The 20,109-nt window shown below is 50.6% G+C and carries 15 protein-coding genes; 6 read left to right on the top strand and 9 right to left on the bottom strand.

The window, feature by feature from the left end:
* Positions 1-22: 22 nt before the first annotated feature.
* From argH to argC, 4 genes are all read right to left on the bottom strand, one after another.
* Complete coding sequence (gene argH, locus AC0IWZ_RS21890; RefSeq protein WP_471678484.1) at positions 23-1,396, bottom strand: argininosuccinate lyase; 1,374 nt, start codon at positions 1,394-1,396, stop codon at positions 23-25.
* Between the two features lie 127 nt (positions 1,397-1,523).
* Entirely contained in the window at positions 1,524-2,741 is a 1,218-nt protein-coding gene (locus tag AC0IWZ_RS21885) for an argininosuccinate synthase (protein ID WP_034500087.1), read from the bottom strand.
* Between the two features lie 30 nt (positions 2,742-2,771).
* A complete protein-coding gene (gene argB, locus AC0IWZ_RS21880) occupies positions 2,772-3,548 on the bottom strand; it encodes an acetylglutamate kinase (RefSeq protein WP_115631631.1) in 777 nt (258 codons plus the stop codon).
* 15 nt (positions 3,549-3,563) lie between these two features.
* Entirely contained in the window at positions 3,564-4,568 is a 1,005-nt protein-coding gene (gene argC, locus AC0IWZ_RS21875) for an N-acetyl-gamma-glutamyl-phosphate reductase (protein ID WP_471678485.1), read from the bottom strand.
* 184 nt (positions 4,569-4,752) lie between these two features.
* Here argC and argE point away from each other — a divergent pair, with 184 nt between their 5' ends.
* The 4 genes from argE to AC0IWZ_RS21855 all read left to right on the top strand — a co-directional run bounded on the left by argE (position 4,753) and on the right by AC0IWZ_RS21855 (position 11,677).
* Complete coding sequence (argE, locus tag AC0IWZ_RS21870) at positions 4,753-5,904, top strand: acetylornithine deacetylase (protein WP_471678486.1); 1,152 nt, start codon at positions 4,753-4,755, stop codon at positions 5,902-5,904.
* 241 nt (positions 5,905-6,145) lie between these two features.
* Positions 6,146-8,797 (top strand): phosphoenolpyruvate carboxylase, encoded by a 2,652-nt coding sequence (gene ppc, locus AC0IWZ_RS21865; RefSeq protein WP_034500080.1) that lies wholly within the window; start codon positions 6,146-6,148, stop codon positions 8,795-8,797.
* Positions 8,798-9,008: 211 nt separating this feature from the next.
* Entirely contained in the window at positions 9,009-10,739 is a 1,731-nt protein-coding gene (locus AC0IWZ_RS21860; RefSeq protein WP_471678487.1) for a phosphoethanolamine transferase CptA, read from the top strand.
* A gap of 77 nt (positions 10,740-10,816) precedes the next feature.
* Positions 10,817-11,677 (top strand): helix-turn-helix transcriptional regulator, encoded by an 861-nt coding sequence (locus tag AC0IWZ_RS21855; RefSeq protein ID WP_172895960.1) that lies wholly within the window; start codon positions 10,817-10,819, stop codon positions 11,675-11,677.
* On the opposite strand, the gene AC0IWZ_RS21850 is transcribed toward AC0IWZ_RS21855, so the two are convergent.
* Genes AC0IWZ_RS21850 through AC0IWZ_RS21830 form a run of 5 tightly spaced genes read right to left on the bottom strand, consistent with a single transcriptional unit; the run spans position 11,664 to position 16,621 of the window.
* The gene (locus AC0IWZ_RS21850; protein ID WP_034500077.1) at positions 11,664-12,008 is read right to left on the bottom strand and encodes a PTS fructose-like transporter subunit IIB; all 345 of its coding nucleotides are present in this window, start codon (positions 12,006-12,008) and stop codon (positions 11,664-11,666) included. The two genes, AC0IWZ_RS21855 and AC0IWZ_RS21850, sit on opposite strands and share 14 nt — an antisense overlap.
* A gap of 21 nt (positions 12,009-12,029) precedes the next feature.
* Positions 12,030-12,905 carry a [formate-C-acetyltransferase]-activating enzyme gene (locus tag AC0IWZ_RS21845; RefSeq protein WP_471678488.1) on the bottom strand — a complete coding sequence of 292 codons (876 nt, stop codon included), beginning with the start codon at positions 12,903-12,905 and terminating at the stop codon, positions 12,030-12,032.
* Positions 12,871-15,168: a formate C-acetyltransferase gene (locus tag AC0IWZ_RS21840; RefSeq protein WP_410374147.1), complete on the bottom strand. Its 2,298-nt coding sequence runs from the start codon at positions 15,166-15,168 to the stop codon at positions 12,871-12,873. The genes AC0IWZ_RS21845 and AC0IWZ_RS21840 overlap by 35 nt, the downstream gene beginning before the upstream one ends.
* Before the next feature lie 29 nt (positions 15,169-15,197).
* A complete protein-coding gene (locus AC0IWZ_RS21835; protein WP_034500074.1) occupies positions 15,198-15,518 on the bottom strand; it encodes a PTS fructose-like transporter subunit IIB in 321 nt (106 codons plus the stop codon).
* Positions 15,519-15,538: 20 nt separating this feature from the next.
* Positions 15,539-16,621, bottom strand: a complete 1,083-nt coding sequence (locus AC0IWZ_RS21830; protein WP_471678489.1) for a PTS fructose transporter subunit EIIC — start codon at positions 16,619-16,621, stop codon at positions 15,539-15,541.
* A 308-nt stretch (positions 16,622-16,929) separates the two neighbouring features.
* On the opposite strand from AC0IWZ_RS21830, the gene ptsP reads away from it, so the two are divergent.
* Positions 16,930-19,431 carry a phosphoenolpyruvate--protein phosphotransferase gene (ptsP, locus tag AC0IWZ_RS21825; RefSeq protein WP_471678490.1) on the top strand — a complete coding sequence of 834 codons (2,502 nt, stop codon included), beginning with the start codon at positions 16,930-16,932 and terminating at the stop codon, positions 19,429-19,431.
* An 11-nt stretch (positions 19,432-19,442) separates the two neighbouring features.
* Positions 19,443-20,105 (top strand): fructose-6-phosphate aldolase, encoded by a 663-nt coding sequence (fsa, locus tag AC0IWZ_RS21820; RefSeq protein WP_034500071.1) that lies wholly within the window; start codon positions 19,443-19,445, stop codon positions 20,103-20,105.
* Positions 20,106-20,109 lie beyond the last annotated feature (4 nt).

Raw genomic sequence — 20,109 nt, 5'->3', positions numbered from 1 at the left:
CTCATTTTGTAGCGCAATAATTTTAAATTAGTCGCTGCTTCGCGTCGCTAATCGCCAGTGCTACCTGCTGAGGAGAAACGCCGCCTTTTGCTGCGCGCTTATCAAGGCAGGATTGCAAAGACAGAATCGGATAAACATCATCACCAATCGTTGCGCTGAATTTCTGCAAATCGGCGAGGGATAATGCTTCCAGCGCTTTGCCCTGGCGAATCGCTTCGACTACCGCTTCACCCACAATATGGTGCGCTTCACGGAACGGCACACCTTTCGCTACCAGGTAATCAGCCAGTTCAGTTGCGTTGGCATAACCTTGCTCGGCGGCTTCTTTACAACGCGGGCGTTTAACCTGAATACCATCCAGTACCAGCACCGACATATGCAAGCAATCCATCCAGGTATCGAGCGCGTCGAACAGGCCTTCTTTGTCTTCCTGCATATCTTTGTTATACGCCAGCGGCAGGCCTTTGAGGGTCATCATCATGCCCGTCAGCGCACCTTGCACACGGCCACATTTGCCACGGATAAGCTCCAGCGCATCCGGGTTTTTCTTCTGTGGCATGAGGGAAGATCCTGATGTCACGCGGTCAGACAACTCAACAAACCCTGCTTCGCCGGTATTGAAGAAAATCAAATCTTCTGCAAAACGCGACAGGTGAACCATGCCGATGGACGCGTCAGAAAGCAGTTCCAGCACGTGGTCACGATCGGACACGCTATCCAGGCTGTTACGCGTTGCCGACGCAAAGCCTAACCAACCCGCCAGTTGTTCACGGTCGATTTCATAAGCCGTGCCAGCTAACGCGCCGCTGCCCAGCGGGCTAACGTCGAGACGCTCAAGTGTACTTTGCAAACGGCTTTCATCACGCGCCAGCATTTCAACATAAGCCAGACACCAGTGTGCAAAAGTCACCGGCTGTGCACGTTGCAAGTGGGTATAACCCGGCATCACAGCGTCTTGATTGTTTTCTGCGGTTTCAACCAGTGCATGCTGCAGTTGGCGAGTGGCCCCCAGCAGTTCACTGATCTGAATTTTGCACCACAGTTTAAGATCGGTGGCGACCTGGTCATTACGGCTACGGCCAGTGTGGAGTTTCTTACCCAGCGCACCGACTTTATCGATGAGCTTGCCTTCCACCCAGCTGTGAATGTCTTCCGCATCGCTCTCAAGAATCGCCTGCGGATTGGCCTGCACTTCTTCCAGCAGGAAATTCAATGCCTGCTCAAGCTCCTGCTGCTCAGCAACAGTCAGAACACCAACGGTAACCAGCGCTTTGGACCAGGCGACAGAACCCACAATATCTTGCTCAGCCAGTCGGTAATCAAAGCGTAATGAATCATTAAACGATTTGAACCGCTGGTCTGCTGCCTGAGTAAAACGTCCACCCCAAAGTGCCATATTGATGCTCCATTAAATTTTCATCTTGATCCACTCACCCCGACCCTCTCCCTAAGGAGAGGGAGAAAACCGGACAATCCCCTCTCCCTCAGGGAGAGGGTTAGGGTGAGGGTAATTATTTAAACTATTACTTTTTCAGTTCGTTCAGTGCACGAATACGTGACGACAACGAGAACAGACGGATAAAGCCGCCCGCGTGGCTGTGGTCATACACTTCGTCTTCACCGAACGTTGCGAACTCTTCGCTATACAGGCTGTTCGGAGATTTTTTCTGCTTCGCAGTGACATGGCCTTTATACAGCTCCAGCACCACTTCACCGTTAACTTCTTCCGCCAGTGATTCCGCAGAGGCCTGCAAAGATTTACGCAGCGGAGCGAACCAACGGCCATCGTAAACCACGTAGGACATTTCCAGGCCCAGTTGCTCACGCCATTTGAAGCTATCGCGGTCCAGAACCAGTTGCTCAACGCCACGCAGTGCAGCCATCATGATGGTGCCCCCTGGAGTTTCGTAGCAGCCACGGGATTTAATCCCTACCAGACGGTTTTCTACGATATCAATACGACCGATACCGTGCTTAGAACCCATCTTGTTCAATGTTTCCAGGCACTGGAATGGCGTCATCGCTTCGCCGTTTACGGCAACGACTTTGCCTTTTTTAACGGTAACAGTAACTTCTTCAGCCTGATCTGGCGCTTCTTTAGGATCAACAGTCCAGACCCAGCAATCTTTGTTCGGTGCATTCCACGGGCTTTCCAACACGCCGCCTTCGGTAGAAATGTGCCATGCGTTTTCGTCACGGCTGTAGATTTTCTCAAGCGAAGCGGTAGTCGGAATATCACGCTCTTTCAGGTAATCCAGCAGCGCTTCACGGGAACGCAGATTCCACTCACGCCATGGCGCAACCACTTTCAAATGCGGAGCCAGTGCCGCCCATGCGGACTCGAAACGCACCTGGTCGTTTCCTTTGCCGGTCGCACCGTGGCACAGCGCATCTGCGCCCACTTTGTTTGCCACATCAACCAGCGCTTTAGCGATAAGCGGACGCGCCATAGAAGTCCCCAGCAAGTAGGTGCCTTCGTACAGTGCGCCGGTCTGCAATACCGGGTAAACATAATCGCTGATGAACTCTTCGCGCGCATCAACGACGTAACACTCGGTTGCGCCAGAACGCAGTGCTTTTTGCTCAACGCCTTGCAGGTCTTCGCGATCCTGGCCGATATCCACTACGCACGCGACCACTTCACAGCCGCCGTAGTTTTCTTTCAGCCATGGAATGATGGCAGAAGTATCCAGGCCGCCAGAGTATGCGAGAACGATTTTTTTGATTCCGTGATTTTGCATTGTCTTATCCTTCAAAAACTTAATTTTAAACTAGGCCAGAATACGGGTGCCGATGGCAACGCCGTTAAACAAAGAAGGTAACTGCTCTGCATGACGCCAGGATGCAATATCCACCGGGCGACCCAGCGTGCGTGCTGCATCCAGCGCCGCGTTAACTTTCACTATCATGCCGTCGGTAATAATGCCCTGAGCGATTAACTGCTCCGCTTTCGCCGCCGTCATTTCTGCAATACGTTGCCCTTTGCCATCCAGAATCCCGCTCACATCGGACAGCAGAATCAGGTCAGCGCCAAGCGTTGCCGCCAGCGCCGTAGCCGCCTGGTCAGCATTCACGTTCATCAACTCGCCTTCAGCTGTCACACCAATAGAGCTGACAATCGGCAGGAAGCCAGAATCTAAAAGCGTAGTAATCAGCTTTGCCGAACCCGGTTTCGCAAGTCCCACATGACCCAACGCTTCATCAAGTTTGGTCACGGTGACGCTGTCGCCATCACCGAGGCAAAGACCGACACCATTGATGCCATGCTTTTTCGCCCACGCCAACAAGGTTTTGTTCGCCGTTCCCGCCAGCGCACCGGTAATAATGTCAATCTGGTCAGCAGGCGTCACACGCAGGCCGTTTTTCTTGGTCACTGGCAGAGAGAGTTTTTTCATTAACTCATCTACCAGGCATCCACCGCCGTGCACAATAACCAGCGGGCGTTGATGGGATTCGCGGTAATTGACCAGCGCGGTAAACAGACGCTCCAGCGCTTCTTCGCTATCCAGCAGCACGCCACCTAATTTGATAATTAATGGATTCATCATGTCACCCGGCGTTAATTAAATAAGAGACTGTGTTTCGGCAAAGCCAAAACGAATATTCAGGCACTGCACGGCTTGAGCAGATGCACCTTTCAGCAAATTGTCTTCGGTGGCGACAACAATCACATGCTCGCCCTGCACGGCAAAGCCGATATCGCAAAACGGCAGGCCAACAACATTTTTTAGCGCTGGCACGCCTTTGTCGTACAGGCGCACTAACGGTTTATCTTGATAGGCCTGCTTAAAAGCGTCAGCGACTTGCTGCTGCGTCACGCCTTCTTTCAGGCGGCAAGTAATGGTCGCCAGAATCCCACGCGGGAAATTGCCCAGGTGCGGAGTAAAAATGACCGGCGTACCCAAATGCGTGACAATTTCTGGATGATGGCGATGGTTAAAAATGCCATACGGTTGCAGGCTCACTTCGCAGAAACTGTTGGATATCGCTGCCTTACGCCCTGCACCGCTCACACCACTGGTCGCATTGATCACCGGCCACTGGTTCAAATCCAGCAGACCGCCCTCAATCAGAGGTTTTAACGCCAGTTGCGAAGCCGTTGGGTAACAGCCAGGAACGGAGATCAAACTGGTTTCTTTCAGTTTGTCGCTTTCCCATTCCGCCAGGCCATAAACCGCTTGCTCAAGCAGCTCAGGATGCTGATGCGTAAAGCCATAATAGAGTTGATAAAACTTAGCATCGTTAACGCGGAATGCACCGGAAAGATCGATGACGACACAGCCTTTCGCCAGAAATTGCGGCGCCAGGTCATGGCTCACTTCATGGGCTGTTGCGAGGAACACCACGTCTACGCCGTCAGTAAATTCGCTGATATCTGACATTGGCTGTAACGGCAAGTCGACGATACCTTTTAGTTGCGGATGCAAATCAGATATCAACTTTCCTGCGTCATTACTTTGCGCTGAAACCGTCAATGCGGTTATGTTCATATTAGGATGGCGATTCAAATAGGTCACAAGTTCTGCGCCCGCATAACCGCTGGCACCAACAATCAGCGTATTCAACATCTCGGCTGTACACCTTCTTAGGTTGTGTCTGCTAAAGGTGTCAGCTGGTAAGCCATCACCCAACGTACATTTACGTGGTTAAATCCACCGGAACCAGGGGTTCCCTTATGGCAGTGAATATTGTATTTTTATTCAATATAACTGCATGATTATGTATACCAACCCGAGCTAAGGCCTGTCAACAGTGAAGATGAAATTACCTCCTTTTATCGAGATTTACCGCGCGTTGATCGCGACTCCTTCTATCAGCGCCACCGACAGCGCGTTGGATCAGAGTAATGAGTCTTTAATCAATTTACTGGCGGGATGGTTCCGCGATCTTGGATTTAATGTCGAAATCCAGGCGGTGCCGGGAACACGCAATAAATTCAATATGCTGGCGAGCACCGGAAGCGGCGCGGGCGGGTTGTTGCTGGCGGGTCATACCGATACCGTGCCGTTTGATGATGGCCGCTGGACACGCGACCCCTTCACGCTGACCGAGCACGAAAATAAACTCTACGGCCTCGGCACAGCCGACATGAAAGGCTTCTTTGCCTTTATTCTTGATGCGCTGCGCGATGTCGATGTCACGACGCTTAAAAAACCACTTTATATTCTGGCGACTGCCGATGAAGAAACGACGATGGCAGGTGCGCGTTATTTCTCTGAAACCACCAGCCTACGCCCGGATTGCGCCATCATCGGCGAACCGACCTCTTTGCAGCCAGTGCGTGCGCATAAGGGCCATATCTCGAATGCGATTCGCATTCTCGGCCAGTCCGGTCACTCCAGCGATCCGGCTCGCGGTGTCAATGCTATCGAGCTGATGCATGACGCTATCGGTCACATTATGTCGCTGAAAAACACGCTGAAAGACCGTTATCACCATGACGCTTTCACGGTGCCGTATCCAACGCTAAATCTTGGCCATATTAGCGGTGGCGATGCCGCCAACCGTATTTGTGCCTGCTGCGAACTGCATATGGATATCCGCCCGCTTCCGGGGCTGACATTAAACGATTTGAACGGTTTGCTTAATGAAGCGCTGGAACCGGTTAGCCAAAAATGGCCTGGCCGCCTGACGATTTCCGAACTGCATCCGCCAATTCCTGGCTATGAATGCGCCAAAGATCACCAGTTAGTGCAAGTGGTTGAGAAATTGCTCGGCGCGCAAACAGAAGTGGTGAATTACTGCACCGAAGCACCATTTATTCAGACGCTTTGCCCAACGCTGGTTCTGGGCCCGGGTTCTATAAACCAGGCGCACCAGCCGGACGAATACATCGAAACACGTTTTATCGAGCCAACTCGCAAACTGATCACACAGGTAGTGCATCATTTTTGCTGGCATTGAAAAATAGCGTTTATGGGGGTTTTGCCCCCTTTTTGAACGACTTTTTAGCGGATCCTCATAAGAAATGCTTATCCACGAAGTTAGTAATTAAATTTCATGAATTAGCGCAATTTATTCGTTTGCTGAAACGATTTCGTAGCAATTGACGAAAGTAGACTTACGTGGCTTTATAAAGACGGTGTTGAACCTTCACGGGTGAAATTAAATTACATATTAGATTGGATAGGGTGTCTGGGGTCATATGAACGAACAGTATTCCGCTTTGCGAAGTAATGTCAGTATGCTCGGCAAGTTGCTCGGGGATACCATCAAGGATGCGTTAGGTGAAAACATTCTTGACCGCGTAGAAACAATCCGCAAATTGTCTAAGTCCTCACGGGCTGGCAATGAAGCCAACCGCCAGGAGCTGCTAACCACGTTACAGAACCTGTCTAACGACGAACTACTTCCTGTAGCCCGTGCATTCAGCCAATTCCTGAACCTGGCCAACACCGCCGAGCAATACCACAGCATTTCCGCCAATGGCGAAGCTGCCAGCAATCCTGAAGTTATTGCTAAGACACTCCAAAAATTAAAAAATCAGCCCGATCTTAGCGAAGACGCCATTCGTAATGCTGTTGAGTCATTATCACTGGAATTAGTGCTGACCGCGCACCCGACCGAAATTACCCGTCGCACCCTGATTCACAAACTGGTTGAAGTAAATAGTTGCCTGAAGCAACTCGACCACAGCGACATCGCCGATTACGAACGCAACCAAATTATGCGCCGCCTGCGCCAACTCGTCGCTCAGGCCTGGCACACCGATGAAATTCGTAAGCACCGCCCTTCCCCAGTAGATGAAGCAAAATGGGGCTTTGCGGTAGTAGAAAACAGCCTGTGGGAAGGAGTTCCAAACTACCTGCGTGAGCTGAACGAACAGCTTGAAGACAACCTGAATTACAAACTGCCGGTCGATTTTGTGCCGGTACGTTTCACTTCATGGATGGGCGGCGACCGTGACGGCAACCCGAACGTGACCGCTGATATTACTCGCCACGTCCTGCTGTTAAGCCGCTGGAAAGCCACCGATCTATTCCTGCGCGATATTCAGGTGCTGATTTCTGAGCTTTCAATGGTGGAATGCACACCTGAGCTGAGCGAACTGGCTGGCCCTGACGCTGCGCAAGAACCGTATCGCTGCATCATGAAAGGCATTCGTCAGCAGTTGCTGTCGACTCAAGCCTGGCTGGAAGCTCGCCTGAAAGGCCAGCGCCTGCCAAAACCAGAAGGTTTACTGACTCAAAACGAACAGCTTTGGGATCCGCTTTATGCATGTTACCAGTCGCTGCAAGCGTGTGGCATGGGCATCATCGCTAACGGCCAACTGCTTGATACCCTGCGCCGCGTGAAGAGTTTTGGCGTTCCGCTAGTGCGTATTGATGTCCGCCAGGAAAGCACTCGTCACACCGAAGCACTGGGCGAGATGACGCGCTACCTGGGCATTGGTGATTACGAAAGCTGGTCTGAAGCAGACAAACAAGCCTTCCTGATCCGTGAACTGAATTCTAAGCGCCCGCTTCTGCCACGCCAGTGGGAGCCAAGCGACGATACCCGCGAAGTGCTGGAAACCTGCAAAGTGGTTGCCGAAGCCCCGCGTGGTTCCATTGCCGCTTATGTTATTTCCATGGCGAAAACGCCATCTGACGTGCTGGCAGTACACTTGCTGCTGAAAGAAGCCGGTTGCACCTTCGCACTGCCTGTTGCGCCACTGTTTGAAACACTCGACGACTTGAACAACGCCGACGACGTGATGACTCAGTTGCTGAATATCGACTGGTATCGCGGCTTTATTCAGGGCAAACAAATGGTCATGATTGGCTATTCTGACTCGGCAAAAGATGCAGGTGTCATGGCGGCATCATGGGCGCAGTACCAGGCTCAGGACGCGCTGATCAAAACCTGCGAGAAAGCCGGAATTACACTGACGCTCTTCCACGGACGCGGCGGTTCAATTGGCCGTGGCGGCGCACCAGCTCACGCCGCTCTGCTTTCTCAACCACCGGGAAGCCTGAAAGGCGGCCTGCGCGTGACCGAGCAAGGCGAGATGATTCGCTTTAAATACGGTCTGCCAGAAATCACCATCAGCAGCCTGTCGCTCTACACCAGCGCGATTCTCGAAGCCAACCTTCTGCCGCCGCCAGAACCGAAGAAAGAGTGGAAACATATCATGGAGGATCTGTCTGTAACCTCATGTGATATGTATCGTGGGTACATCCGCGAAAACGAAGACTTCGTGCCGTACTTCCGTTCGGCAACACCAGAGCTGGAGCTGGGTAAACTGCCGCTGGGTTCACGTCCTGCGAAGCGTAAACCTAACGGTGGCGTTGAGTCCCTGCGTGCCATTCCGTGGATCTTCGCCTGGACGCAGAACCGCCTGATGTTGCCAGCCTGGCTGGGTGCCGGTGCTGCGCTACAAAAAGTCGTGGAAGACGGCAAACAGGACGTGCTGGAAACCATGTGTCGCGACTGGCCATTCTTCTCAACGCGCCTCGGCATGCTGGAAATGGTCTTTGCGAAAGCCGACCTGTGGCTTGCGGAATATTACGATCAGCGACTGGTGAAACCAGAGCTGTGGGCGCTTGGTAAACAACTGCGCGACCAACTGGAAGCCGACATCAAAGTGGTGCTGGATATCGCCAACGATTCACATCTGATGGCAGACCTGCCATGGATCGCCGAATCTATTCAGCTGCGTAATATCTACACCGACCCGCTGAACGTATTACAGGCTGAATTGCTGCATCGTTCGCGTCAGTCTGAAGAGAAAGGCGAAGAGCCAGATGCGCAAGTTGAACAAGCGCTAATGGTGACAATCGCTGGTGTTGCGGCAGGTATGCGTAACACAGGCTAAGTTAAACCCTTTAACAATCCCCCGTGAAAAAAACGGGGGATTGTTAAATTCAACTGTCTTAATTCATTCACATTCCATATATTTCCGCCTGCAAATTTTTCGTTCAAAACTCATACCACGAACGAGCATATGGCCTTTTTCACCTTGATTAAGGTTTGATTAAGATTTAATCGCCAAACTAGGCGATACTTTTTGTCGACAGGCACAGTTTATGTTTTCTATAAAAAACCAAGCTAAACAAAAGTTTAGCTGGATAGCTCTGGGATGGGCATTACTCTTTTTTTGGTTTTTCTCCACGGCATTACAAGCCAAAATATTCATCAGCGGATACAGCGGCACTAACGGCTTACGTGACTCCCTGTTATACAGCTCCCTTTGGCTTATCCCTGTATTCTTGTTCCCTGCACGGACGCGGATCATCGCCGCAGTCATTGGCGTAGTGCTTTGGGCAACATCATTAGCGGCAATCTGTTATTTCGTTATTTACGGGCAGGAGTTTTCACAAAGCGTCCTGTTTGTGATGTTCGAATCCAATGCTGGCGAAGCCGGTGAATATTTAAGCCAGTACTTTAGCCTGAAGATTGTCCTGACAGCGCTTATCTACACTGCGATATGCCTATTCCTGTGGTCCCGTCTACGCCCTGTGTATATCCCTAAACCATGGCGCTGGTTGGTATCGCTGATTATCCTTTATGCCTTAATTCTGCATCCACTGGTCCGCAATGCGATAAACCATCAACCGTTGAGCAAAACCGTTTCCGGTCTTTCTTCACGCATGGAACCCGCGGCACCGTGGCAGTTTATTTCTGGCTACTATCAATACCGCCAACAACTGGACAGCCTGAATAGCCTGCTTAACGAAAACAATGCTCTGCCTCCGCTGGCAAATCTTAAAGATGAAAACGCCAATACACCGCGCACTTTAGTGCTGGTTATTGGGGAGTCTACCCAACGCGGTCGCATGAGCCTGTATGGCTACTCAAGAGAGACAACGCCGGAACTGGATACGTTGTCTAAATCAGATAAAGGGATGACGGTATTTAACGACGTAGTGACATCACGTCCTTACACCATCGAAATTCTCCAGCAAGCTTTAACATTCGCCAACGAGAAGAACCCAGATCTTTATCTGAGCAAGCCGACGCTGATGAATATGATGAAACAGGCGGGATATAAAACCTTCTGGATTACCAATCAGCAGACAATGACCGAACGTAACACCATGCTGACGGTATTCTCGCGCCAGACTGATAAACAGTTCTATATGAATCAGCAGCGTACGCAAAGTGCACGTGAGTACGACAGTAATGTACTGGCACCGTTTAAAGACGTTCTGGCCGACCCTGCACCGAAGAAATTCATCATTGTGCATCTGCTCGGAACACACATTAAATACAAGTACCGTTACCCAGAAAACTGGGGCAAATTTGATAATCAAACGACCGGAATCCCTGCCGGGTTAAGCGATGATCAAAAGGAAGCCTGGAACGATTATGACAACGCTAACCTGTATAACGATCACGTTGTCTCAAGCCTGATTAAGGATTACAAGGCCACCGATCCGAATGGTTTCCTGCTCTATTTCTCAGACCATGGTGAAGAAGTTTACGATACGCCACCGCATCAAATGCAGGGCCGTAACGAGGAAAACCCAACCCGTCACATGTATACGGTGCCATTTATTCTTTGGACTTCCGAAAAATGGCAGGCGGAACATCCACGTGATTTCTCAGCGGATGTTAATCGCAAATACAGCAGTTCAGAGCTGATACATACCTGGTCTGATCTGGCAGGACTGAGTTACGACGGATTCGATCCGACCCGCTCAATAACCAGCCCGGAGTTTAAGGAAACAACTCGCTGGATTGGCAATCCGTATAAGAAAAATGCACTGATCGACTATGACACCTTGCCTTTCGGTGATCGGAAGGGTAATCAGTAAGTTGCTTACCAGGCCATCTCAAAAATGAGGTGGCCTGGTGATTACTCTCTCATCCTTCTGACCCACTGCGGGGCGTTATGAACTACGACGTGAGCCAAATTATTTCTCATCTGCTCAATAGTCCGTCAGGCATTCAGCGTATCTGGCTAGCAGACAACCAAACCGCCCCATCCGAACTTGCTTATCAGGTTGATTTTCCGCGAATCGAAGTCGTATTAGATGGCGTTTTAATGGATGCCTGCGATGCGGGAATGCCTGCCAGACTTGAGCAGCATGACGTGCTCTACGTTCCAGCAAAATGCTGGAACAACCCGCAATGGAATTCACCCGTAACGACGCTAAGTATTTTATTTGGCAAACAGCAACTTGGATTCAGTATTCTGCAATGGGATGGAACGACGTTTAAAACATTGGGTAAACAGAACGTTGCTCGCCGTGGGCCACGAATCGGCTCGTTTCTGCTGCAGGCTCTCAACGAACTGGTCATGCAACCACACGATCAGCAAACAGCGCGGTTTATTGTCAGCAGTATTCTGAGTCATTGTACTGATTTGCTTGATAGCCAAATCCAGACGGCTTCACGTAGTCAGGCACTTTTCGAAGCCGTGCGGGAATACATTGATGAAAATTATGCTGACCCTTTAACCCGAGAATCTGTTGCTCAGGTATTTCACATCTCACCGAACTACCTTTCACATCTATTTCAGAAAACCGGTACGGTGGGCTTTAACGAATATCTTAACCACACCCGCCTGGAGCATGCCAAAACATTACTGAAACGCTACGAATTGAAGGTCAAAGAGGTGGCTCATGCCTGCGGTTTTGTCGACAGTAACTATTTTTGCCGTTTATTCAGGAAGAATACCGAGCGATCGCCATCGGAATATCGGCGCCAGTACCATAGTCAGTTGACGGAAAGAACAATTAATCGAGAATGATGCGAGTGTCTTGCGGAGTGCCAAAAATTCGTCGCACCGCCGACATCGCCTTTTGCGGCTCGCGCAGGAATGCATTAATGCCGGATTGCACACAGCGGCAATGTACGAAACGCGCCGCCCCCACCAGCTCAATATCGGTAATCAGCAATACCACATCGGCTTGTTCGATATCCGTTTGCGACAACTCATTCTCAATTCCTAGTGCACCTTGAGTTTCTATTTTTACGGTCCACTTTTCTTGCTGGCAGAGCTTTTCGAGCCGTTCCGCCGCCATATAGGTATGAGCGACACCACTAACACATGCAGTTACTGCGACTAAATGTCGAGTCATCTCCGCTCCCCTCTATGAAAACTAACCACCAATGGTTACATGATATCCTGCACTTTCTGCCATCTGCCGCAATGGTGCGATTTCTGAAGCATGAGGTGGCACTATCCCCTTCATAGTCCGGGTTCGCCCCAACAATTGATATTTTGCCTCACCATATTGATGGAAAGGCAGCAGGTGGATTTCGGTCAGTTTTAAGGGGGCAAGGAATTGAAGTATCGCAGCCATATTACCCTGCTCGAGGGTATACCCCGGAATCAAAGGCACGCGGGGGATGACGCGAATTCCCGACTCGACCAGCAATTTAAGATTTGCCAGGACTCTGGGTTGATTCATATTCAGTACGGATTTGGCTTTATCGGTATCCATGATTTTCAAATCGAACAGGACTTCGTCGCACTGCCGCGCCAAAGTAAGCACTTTTTCAGATGCCGCATCGCCAGCGGTTTCAATAGCAGTATGGATTCCTAGCGCTTTCAGACGCTTGAGAAAACGAGTCGCAAAATCTGTCTGCATCAATACCTCGCCTCCTGAAAGCGTAACGCCACCTTTTGATGACCTGAAGAAGACGTCGTCTTTCAGAACCTCTTTTTCGAGTTCGGCTAGCGCATAATCACGGCCAATACTTTCCATTGCCCCAGAAGGGCATTCATCCACATCATTCTGACAAGTCGGACAGTGCAGGCATTTTGATAAACGCCGCACAGTTTCAATCCTACCGGAGATTGACTCCGGGTTTGCGCACCACGGGCAGTAATGTGGGCAGCCTTTGAAAAAAACTACTGTCCTGATGCCATTGCCATCATTCAGGGAGTAGCGCTGGATATTGAAGATTCGCGCTTTTACCTCCCCTTCTTCGATAACCTCACAACTGATGCGCGGTACGGCGGATAATGTCATCCTGAATCTCCTTCGACAGCTCCACAAAGAAAGCGCTGTACCCGGCAACTCGTACTACCAGCCCGGCATAATCTTGCGGCCGACTTTGCGCATCACGTAGCGTTTCGGCATTCACCACATTGAATTGAATATGCTGCAATTTAAGCTTAGTAAACGCTCCGAGGAAATCTGCCAGTTTATGAAGTCCAGCGTCCCCTTCCAGCGTGCTGGGGGTAAATTTCACGTTCAACAATGTGCCATTGGAGAGCAAATAGTTATCCAGCTTGCTAACCGATTTTAGTACCGCAGTTGGCCCCTGACAGTCCTGCCCCAACATGGGAGACAATCCACCATCAGCAAGCTGTTCGCTAGCATAACGCCCGTCAGGAGTTGCACCAACGACTGCGCCAAGCGGCACATGCGCCGACACCGTGTATGAGCCTGGCGTGAAGCTACCGCCGCGTGGATTACGGTATTTTTCGACCTCTTTGCAGTAAAAGCGCAACAGATCGGCGCTGATGTTGTCCACTTCGTCGATATCATTGCCATATTTTTCAAAGCGATTAATTAAACGCGCACGTATTTGCTTCCCTTCCGTGCTTTCAAAGTTATCTTTCAGCACCGCCAGAAGTTCATCAAAACTTAACCGCTGCTGCTCAAACACCATACCGTTGAGCGCATGCAATGAGTCGCTAAGATTGGCGATGCCTATTCCCTGCACACCAGAGAAGTTATAGCGGGCGCCCCCTTCTGTAATGTCTCTACCGTTTTCCAGGCAATCATCAATAAACGATGAAAGCAGCGGTACTGGCGCCCAATCACGATGCCCGATATCGCAAATGTTGCTGCCTTCAACCATCAGTTTGATGTAGTGGCAAATTTTGTCGCGGATTTGCTGCAACAGGTTCTGATAGTCCAAAGCGCTGTTGCCTTCGTTTTCCAGCAAAACAATTTCCATCACCTTCAAGAGATTAAACATGGCGATGTCATGCAGGCCGTAAGTTCGCCCGGGAATGGATAGCTCTACGCATCCTACAACGGCGTAATCGCGTGCATCTTCCAGCGACACGCCCCGGTTCAGGAATGCAGGCACAACAACTTCATCATTGAAGATTTGCGGAATACCCGTTCCGAGGCGCACGGTTTCAGCTGTTTTTAGCAGGAAGGGGCGGTCAATCAGTTCATTTACCCGCACCCCAAGGTTCGGCTGCGGCAATTGGATACTCTGGTAGGCATCAAGACACAGGAAAGAAAGCACGTTCACAGCGCTACGCCCGTTTTCAGTCAATCCGCCCAGTAAAATGGTGTAGCCGGTTGGGAAACCAGCAAAATAACGAGCACTGCTGGTGGATCGCAGTAAAACGATGTCATTACATTTTACCCACAGCGACTCCAGCAGCTCGCGCAAAAACTCAGGGCTTTCCCCCTGATTCAACGAGGTCTGGTAAAACGGCAGCATGTATTGATCGAAGCGCCCCAACGACAGCGAACTTGCGTTCGATTCATACTGGAGAATAATGTTCATGTACCAGAACAGCTGGCACGCCTCCCAGAAATCTTTTGGGCGTGATTCGGCATTGTGGCGAGAGATATAAGCAATTTTCAATAACTCACCCTGGCGCTCGACATCTTCGCATTCAGCCGCCATGTTCTCGGCCAATTCAGCGTAACGCAGGATATGCCGCTGTGAGGCTTCCAACAGAATTAATGCTGACTGATAGAAATGGTTATCGGGTGATTTACGGCAGTGCTCACGCAATTCCTCCACCAGCTTACCCAAACCGTTTTGTAACAGGCGCGGGTAATCAATAATGATATGCCCCTGCCCTTTATCAGTTTGGTTGACGCTAAAAATTTGCGTTTTTACCGCCTCTTTGACGTCATCAGTCATTTGGCTATTGATGAAATCTTTCATCGAACGCTTTTCCCAATAGGGGTAAAGCTGTTCGCGGTATAACTCTTTATCCTGCTCGCTAATTTCAAACCTGTCTTGCGGGCGAGTCGGGAATTGATCCAATTCTTTGAGCAACCAATAAGGGTCCATCTCCGGCGACATAATCCCGGCGCGCGGTTTTACGGTTCGATTACCCGCAATCAACTCATCCTCTCGAATCGCTATTTGCACGTTATCCAGAATGTACGCTGTTGCTTTAGCCCGGCGTAACAGCACATGTTCACCTTCCGTTGTGCGGTGGCTGGCGGTGTAAAGCACCGCGCGCTCCAGAGAAATTTCTCGCGGTTGGGCAAACAATGCTGATTTCAAACGTTCGATACGATGAGTCATGATGTGCTCCTTACTGGTCAGTCAAAGGCTCAGGCTGTTTGTGTCAGATGGGCTTCAATCTTGCTCATGATGGCGTCGGCACGTTTCACGGCATCACTAATATTGACGCGCACAATCGTTTTACCGGCAAAGCGCTCTTCCATTTTGATGCCGATATCCTTGGTCAGAATCACCATATCCGCACTGGCGACATCCTCAGCGGTGAGTTCATTTTCAAGCCCGATTGAGCCTTGAGTTTCCACTTTCACTTCCCAGCCTTTTGCTTTAGCGGCACTTTCGAGTGCTTCAGCCGCCATGTAGGTATGAGCAACACCTGATGGGCAAGCAGTAACAGCAATAATCTTCGTCATGGTTAATTCCTTTTTATCAATCAGTTAATTTCAAAATCCAGGTCCAGATCGTCTTCAGCTTTCGCGGGCGTATCAGTCTGCTTTTTACGGGCATACGTTTTCAAAAGATTCACGCAGACTGCGGTGACGACTGCCCCCACCAACAACGCCAGAACAAAGCCAAACTTACCTTCAACAACCGGCAGCACAATTAATCCGCCCCAGCCTGCATAGCATTGCGTTCCCATGAGTGCGGCAGTGGTCGCCCCACATGCAGACCCGAGCATGATGGAAGGTATAACGCGTAACGGATCGGCAGCCGCAAACGGAATCGCTCCTTCAGTCACGCCAACACATCCCATGACCAATGACGCCTTGCCTGCTTCACGCTCTTCACTACTAAAATTCTTGCGGTTCATCAGCGTTGCGAGGCCAAGCCCTAATGGCGGAACAGCGATTCCAACAGCAGCAATAGCCACCACGCTATACACGCCTTGTGCGACGCATATCAGCATAAAGGCGTAAGCCACTTTGTTAACCGGCCCACCCATATCAAAGGCCAGCATCAGACCCATGATCACCGCCAGAACCACAATGCTGCCTTGCTGCATTCCTTGCAGCCAATGAGTCAGATTACCGGTCAGCGCACCGACAGGTTCTCCTAAACCCCACATCATGATGCCCGCAGTAATAAAGGTGCCGACAATAGGAATGACAAAAATGGGCATCACCGAGCGCAGTATTTTGGGCACCGGGATTTTCTTGATATAGAAGACAACAATGCCGCCGATGATCCCGGCGATGATTGCGCCAAAGAACCCGGCCCCAAAACTGTTCCCCACCCAGGCACCTATTGCACAAGGGGCAAGCGCAGAACGCTCTGCAATTGAATAGCCGATGTTGGCCGCGAGGAACGGAACCATCAGCGTTAAACCTGCAACGCCTATATCAAACAGTTTTTTCAGATTGGGGTCGCTCAAAGCATCTGGCACAGCACCTTTGCCATAGAGCATGACGGAAACAGCCAGCAAAATACCGCCTGCCACCACGAAGGGAATCATATGCGACACGCCGGTCATTAAATGCTGTCGCGTGTTTTTGAGGATCTGGACCAACTCTTTCATAAAGCACTCCCGGCCTTAGCGGCGTATGTCCAAAATATTGGGGACACAATAGGCAATCCGGGCAGCGACAGACAGTGGATAAAAACGTCATTTACTGGATTTTTGTAATACGAAAATAGAAATGCGATCAGCCTCAAAACTTAACATTACTGGTTTCATTACTTAATTAATCAGGTTTTGTGAGGAATCTCGCAAATACCCACACACCATACATTTATCCAGTTTTTGACAGTTTTGTCTCATGGCGACTCATGACAAAGGCCACTTATTCTGTAGTCATTGTTTTGAGTGGGTTCAGGAGAACTTCTATGGCACTGGTTATTCATTTCCGCTGTGATTTACCAAACGGAGTACATGCCCGCCCCGCCAGTCTTGTTGAAACACTGTGCAATCAGTTTTCCTCAACAATTGAATGGCATAACTTGCGCACCGATCGTCATGGTGATGCAAAAAGTGCATTGTCGCTTATCGGAACAGGGACATTAAAAGGGGACGACTGCCAAATTCGGGTCGCAGGTAACGATGAAGATCATGCTTTCGCCACGCTTTCCACCTTCATAAAAGATGAGTTTCCTCACTGTGACGCACCACTACCGGAAGCACAAAACAGCGAAATAGCTCCTGTTCCAGAATCCCTCTCACGCCTGAACCCCTCCTTCTTCCGTGCAAATCCGGTGTGTGGCGGAAGTGCCAGCGGAATACTCATTCCGCTCGCTTCACTTGATTTGAACAAACTAGGGGATTTGCCTGCGGCACGAAGCATTGACGTGGAACAAACGGCACTGGAGAGCGGGCTTGAGCAATTGCTAAGAGCTATCAATCTCCGTCAGCTCGCCAGCGACGGTACGGCTAGCGCTATTCTTGAAGCACATCGCTCCCTTGCGAGTGATATTTCATTACGCACGCAGCTTCTGGAACAGATACACGCAGGTGCAAGTTGCGCGGCAGCAGTAGTGAAAACAGCAGCATACTTTTGCGCTCAGTTTTCCCAGTCAGAAAGTGTGTACCTGCAAGAGCGTGTACTTGATGTCCGGGATGTCTGCTTCCAGCTGTTACAGCATATTTATGGTGAAACGCGCTTCCCAACGCCCGGCAAGTTACAGCAGGAAGCCATCTGTGTAGCAGATGAAATTACACCCAGTCAGTTTCTGGAATTGGATAAGACCCTGCTCAAAGGGCTTGTGCTGCGTAGCGGCGGAACGACCTCCCACACGGTTATTCTGGCTCGCTCATTTAATATCCCAACACTTGTGGGAATGGATACAGATGCACTGCGCCCTTGGTTGCAACAAACGGTGCAAATCGACGGCGATCTTGGTCTCATCGTCGTCAATCTTACCGATTCGGTAAAACGCTATTACCAACAAGAAGCCTGGGTGCAGCAAGTTCTGCGCGATCAGCAAAAAGAATGGCTCAACCAGTTAGGGCGCACCGCGGATGGTCTTCGCCTGGAAGTGGCCGCCAACATTGCGCATTGTGTTGAATCGGCTCCAGCGTTTAATAACGGTGCAGAAGCTGTTGGTCTGTTCCGCACTGAAATGCTGTATATGGACCGCGTGCATGCTCCTTCAGAAGATGAACTTTACAATATCTACTGCCAGGCGCTGAAAGGGGCAAATGGGCGCAGCATAATTGTACGCACGATAGATATCGGCGGTGATAAGCCAGTGGAGTATTTGAATATTCCAGCGGAGAACAACCCGTTCCTTGGCTACCGTGCCGTGCGCATTTATCAAGAATACCTGTCGCTTTTCCATAGCCAGTTACGCTCCATTTTGCGCGCATCGGCACACGGATCATTAAAAATCATGATCCCCATGATCTCCTCAATGGAAGAGATCTTGTGGGTGAAAGATCAACTCGCCGAAGTAAAACAGACGCTACGCAGCGAACACATCCCATTTGATGAAAAAATCCCGCTCGGCATCATGCTTGAAGTGCCTTCGGTGATGTTCATCATCGACCAGTGCTGTGAAGAGATTGATTTCTTTAGCATTGGCAGCAATGACCTGACGCAATATCTGCTGGCGGTTGACCGTGACAATGCGAAAGTCACGCGTCATTACAACAGCTTAAATCCAGCATTTTTGCGCGCTCTGGATTTTGCAGTACAGGCGGTTCATCGCCAGGGGAAATGGATTGGGCTATGTGGTGAGTTGGGTGCGAAAGGCTCAGTTTTACCGTTGCTGGTGGGCTTAGGGCTGGATGAAATCAGCATGAGCGCCCCTTCAATTCCGGCCACGAAAGCACGCCTGGCTCAGCTTGACAGCAAAGCCTGCCGCCAGTTGCTTAACCAGGCGATGGCCTGCCGTACCTCCCTCGAGGTCGAACATCTGCTGGCCCAGTTCCGCATGATTCAGCAAGATGCCCCCCTGATCATCCCACAATGCATCTCGCTGACCAACGACTGGCGCAGCAAAGAAGAGGTGATTAAAGGCATGACAGATAACCTGTTGATTGCCGGGCGTTGCCGCTATCCACGCAAACTAGAAGCCGACCTGTGGGCGCGGGAAGCCGTGTTCTCAACGGGCTTAGGTTTTAGCTTCGCGATACCACACAGCAAATCTGAACATATCGAACAATCAACAATTAGCGTGGCACGGCTTCCGGCCCCAGTGAAATGGGGTGATGACGAAGCCCAGTTCATCATTATGCTGACGCTCAATAAACACGCCGCAGGCGATCAGCATATGCGTATTTTCTCCCGCCTGGCGCGCCGCATCATGCATGAGGAATTTCGTCATGCACTGGTTCACGCCGTTTCGGAAGAGGCTATCGCCAGCCTGCTACAACACGAATTAGAACTCTAAGAGGACGAAATATGGAACTGTATCTGGATACCGCAAACGTAGCAGAAGTCGAACGCCTGGCCCGAGTCTTCCCAATAGCAGGTGTCACCACGAACCCGAGCATTATTGCCGCCAGTAAAGAACCCATCTGGGATGTCCTGCCACGACTACAAAAGGCCATCGGTGCAGGCGGCATTCTGTTTGCCCAGACCATGAGCCGTGATGCTCAGGGCATGGTGAACGAGGCCAAACGCCTGCGCTCTGCTGTTCCGGGTATCGTGGTGAAAATCCCTGTCACCTCAGAGGGGCTGGCTGCAATAAAGCTGCTGAAAAAGGAGGGAATCGCTACGCTGGGAACGGCCGTTTACAGCGCGTCGCAAGGCTTGCTGGCAGCACTGGCGGGAGCGAAATACGTCGCGCCGTATGTAAACCGCGTTGATGCGCAGGGAGGCGATGGCATTCGCATGGTTCAGGAATTACAGATGCTACTGAATCTTCACGCGCCCGAAAGCAAAGTGCTGGCAGCCAGTTTCAAAACACCACGCCAGGCGCTGGACTGCTTACTGGCAGGCTGCGAAGCAATCACCCTTCCGTTAGATGTAGCGCAACAAATGCTCAATACCCCTGCGGTAGAGTCAGCTATAGCTCAGTTTGAGCAAGACTGGGCTAACGCATTTGGTCATATCAACTTGTGAGGGA

Source organism: Buttiauxella sp. AC142, from assembly GCF_979253435.1.
The sequence above is the reverse complement of the archived record's forward strand: the minus strand, read 5'-3'. Positions and strand labels throughout refer to the sequence as shown.

Coding starts and splice junctions, on each gene's coding strand:
- ppc (WP_034500080.1), top strand. CDS start 6,146: ATGAACGAACAGTATTCCGCTTTGCGAAGTAATGTCAGTATGCTCGGC.
- AC0IWZ_RS21845 (WP_471678488.1), bottom strand. CDS start 12,905: ATGACATTATCCGCCGTACCGCGCATCAGTTGTGAGGTTATCGAAGAA.
- AC0IWZ_RS21855 (WP_172895960.1), top strand. CDS start 10,817: ATGAACTACGACGTGAGCCAAATTATTTCTCATCTGCTCAATAGTCCG.
- AC0IWZ_RS21835 (WP_034500074.1), bottom strand. CDS start 15,518: ATGACGAAGATTATTGCTGTTACTGCTTGCCCATCAGGTGTTGCTCAT.
- argB (WP_115631631.1), bottom strand. CDS start 3,548: ATGATGAATCCATTAATTATCAAATTAGGTGGCGTGCTGCTGGATAGC.
- fsa (WP_034500071.1), top strand. CDS start 19,443: ATGGAACTGTATCTGGATACCGCAAACGTAGCAGAAGTCGAACGCCTG.
- AC0IWZ_RS21860 (WP_471678487.1), top strand. CDS start 9,009: ATGTTTTCTATAAAAAACCAAGCTAAACAAAAGTTTAGCTGGATAGCT.
- argH (WP_471678484.1), bottom strand. CDS start 1,396: ATGGCACTTTGGGGTGGACGTTTTACTCAGGCAGCAGACCAGCGGTTC.
- AC0IWZ_RS21885 (WP_034500087.1), bottom strand. CDS start 2,741: ATGCAAAATCACGGAATCAAAAAAATCGTTCTCGCATACTCTGGCGGC.
- AC0IWZ_RS21830 (WP_471678489.1), bottom strand. CDS start 16,621: ATGAAAGAGTTGGTCCAGATCCTCAAAAACACGCGACAGCATTTAATG.
- ptsP (WP_471678490.1), top strand. CDS start 16,930: ATGGCACTGGTTATTCATTTCCGCTGTGATTTACCAAACGGAGTACAT.
- AC0IWZ_RS21840 (WP_410374147.1), bottom strand. CDS start 15,168: ATGACTCATCGTATCGAACGTTTGAAATCAGCATTGTTTGCCCAACCG.
- AC0IWZ_RS21850 (WP_034500077.1), bottom strand. CDS start 12,008: ATGACTCGACATTTAGTCGCAGTAACTGCATGTGTTAGTGGTGTCGCT.
- argC (WP_471678485.1), bottom strand. CDS start 4,568: ATGTTGAATACGCTGATTGTTGGTGCCAGCGGTTATGCGGGCGCAGAA.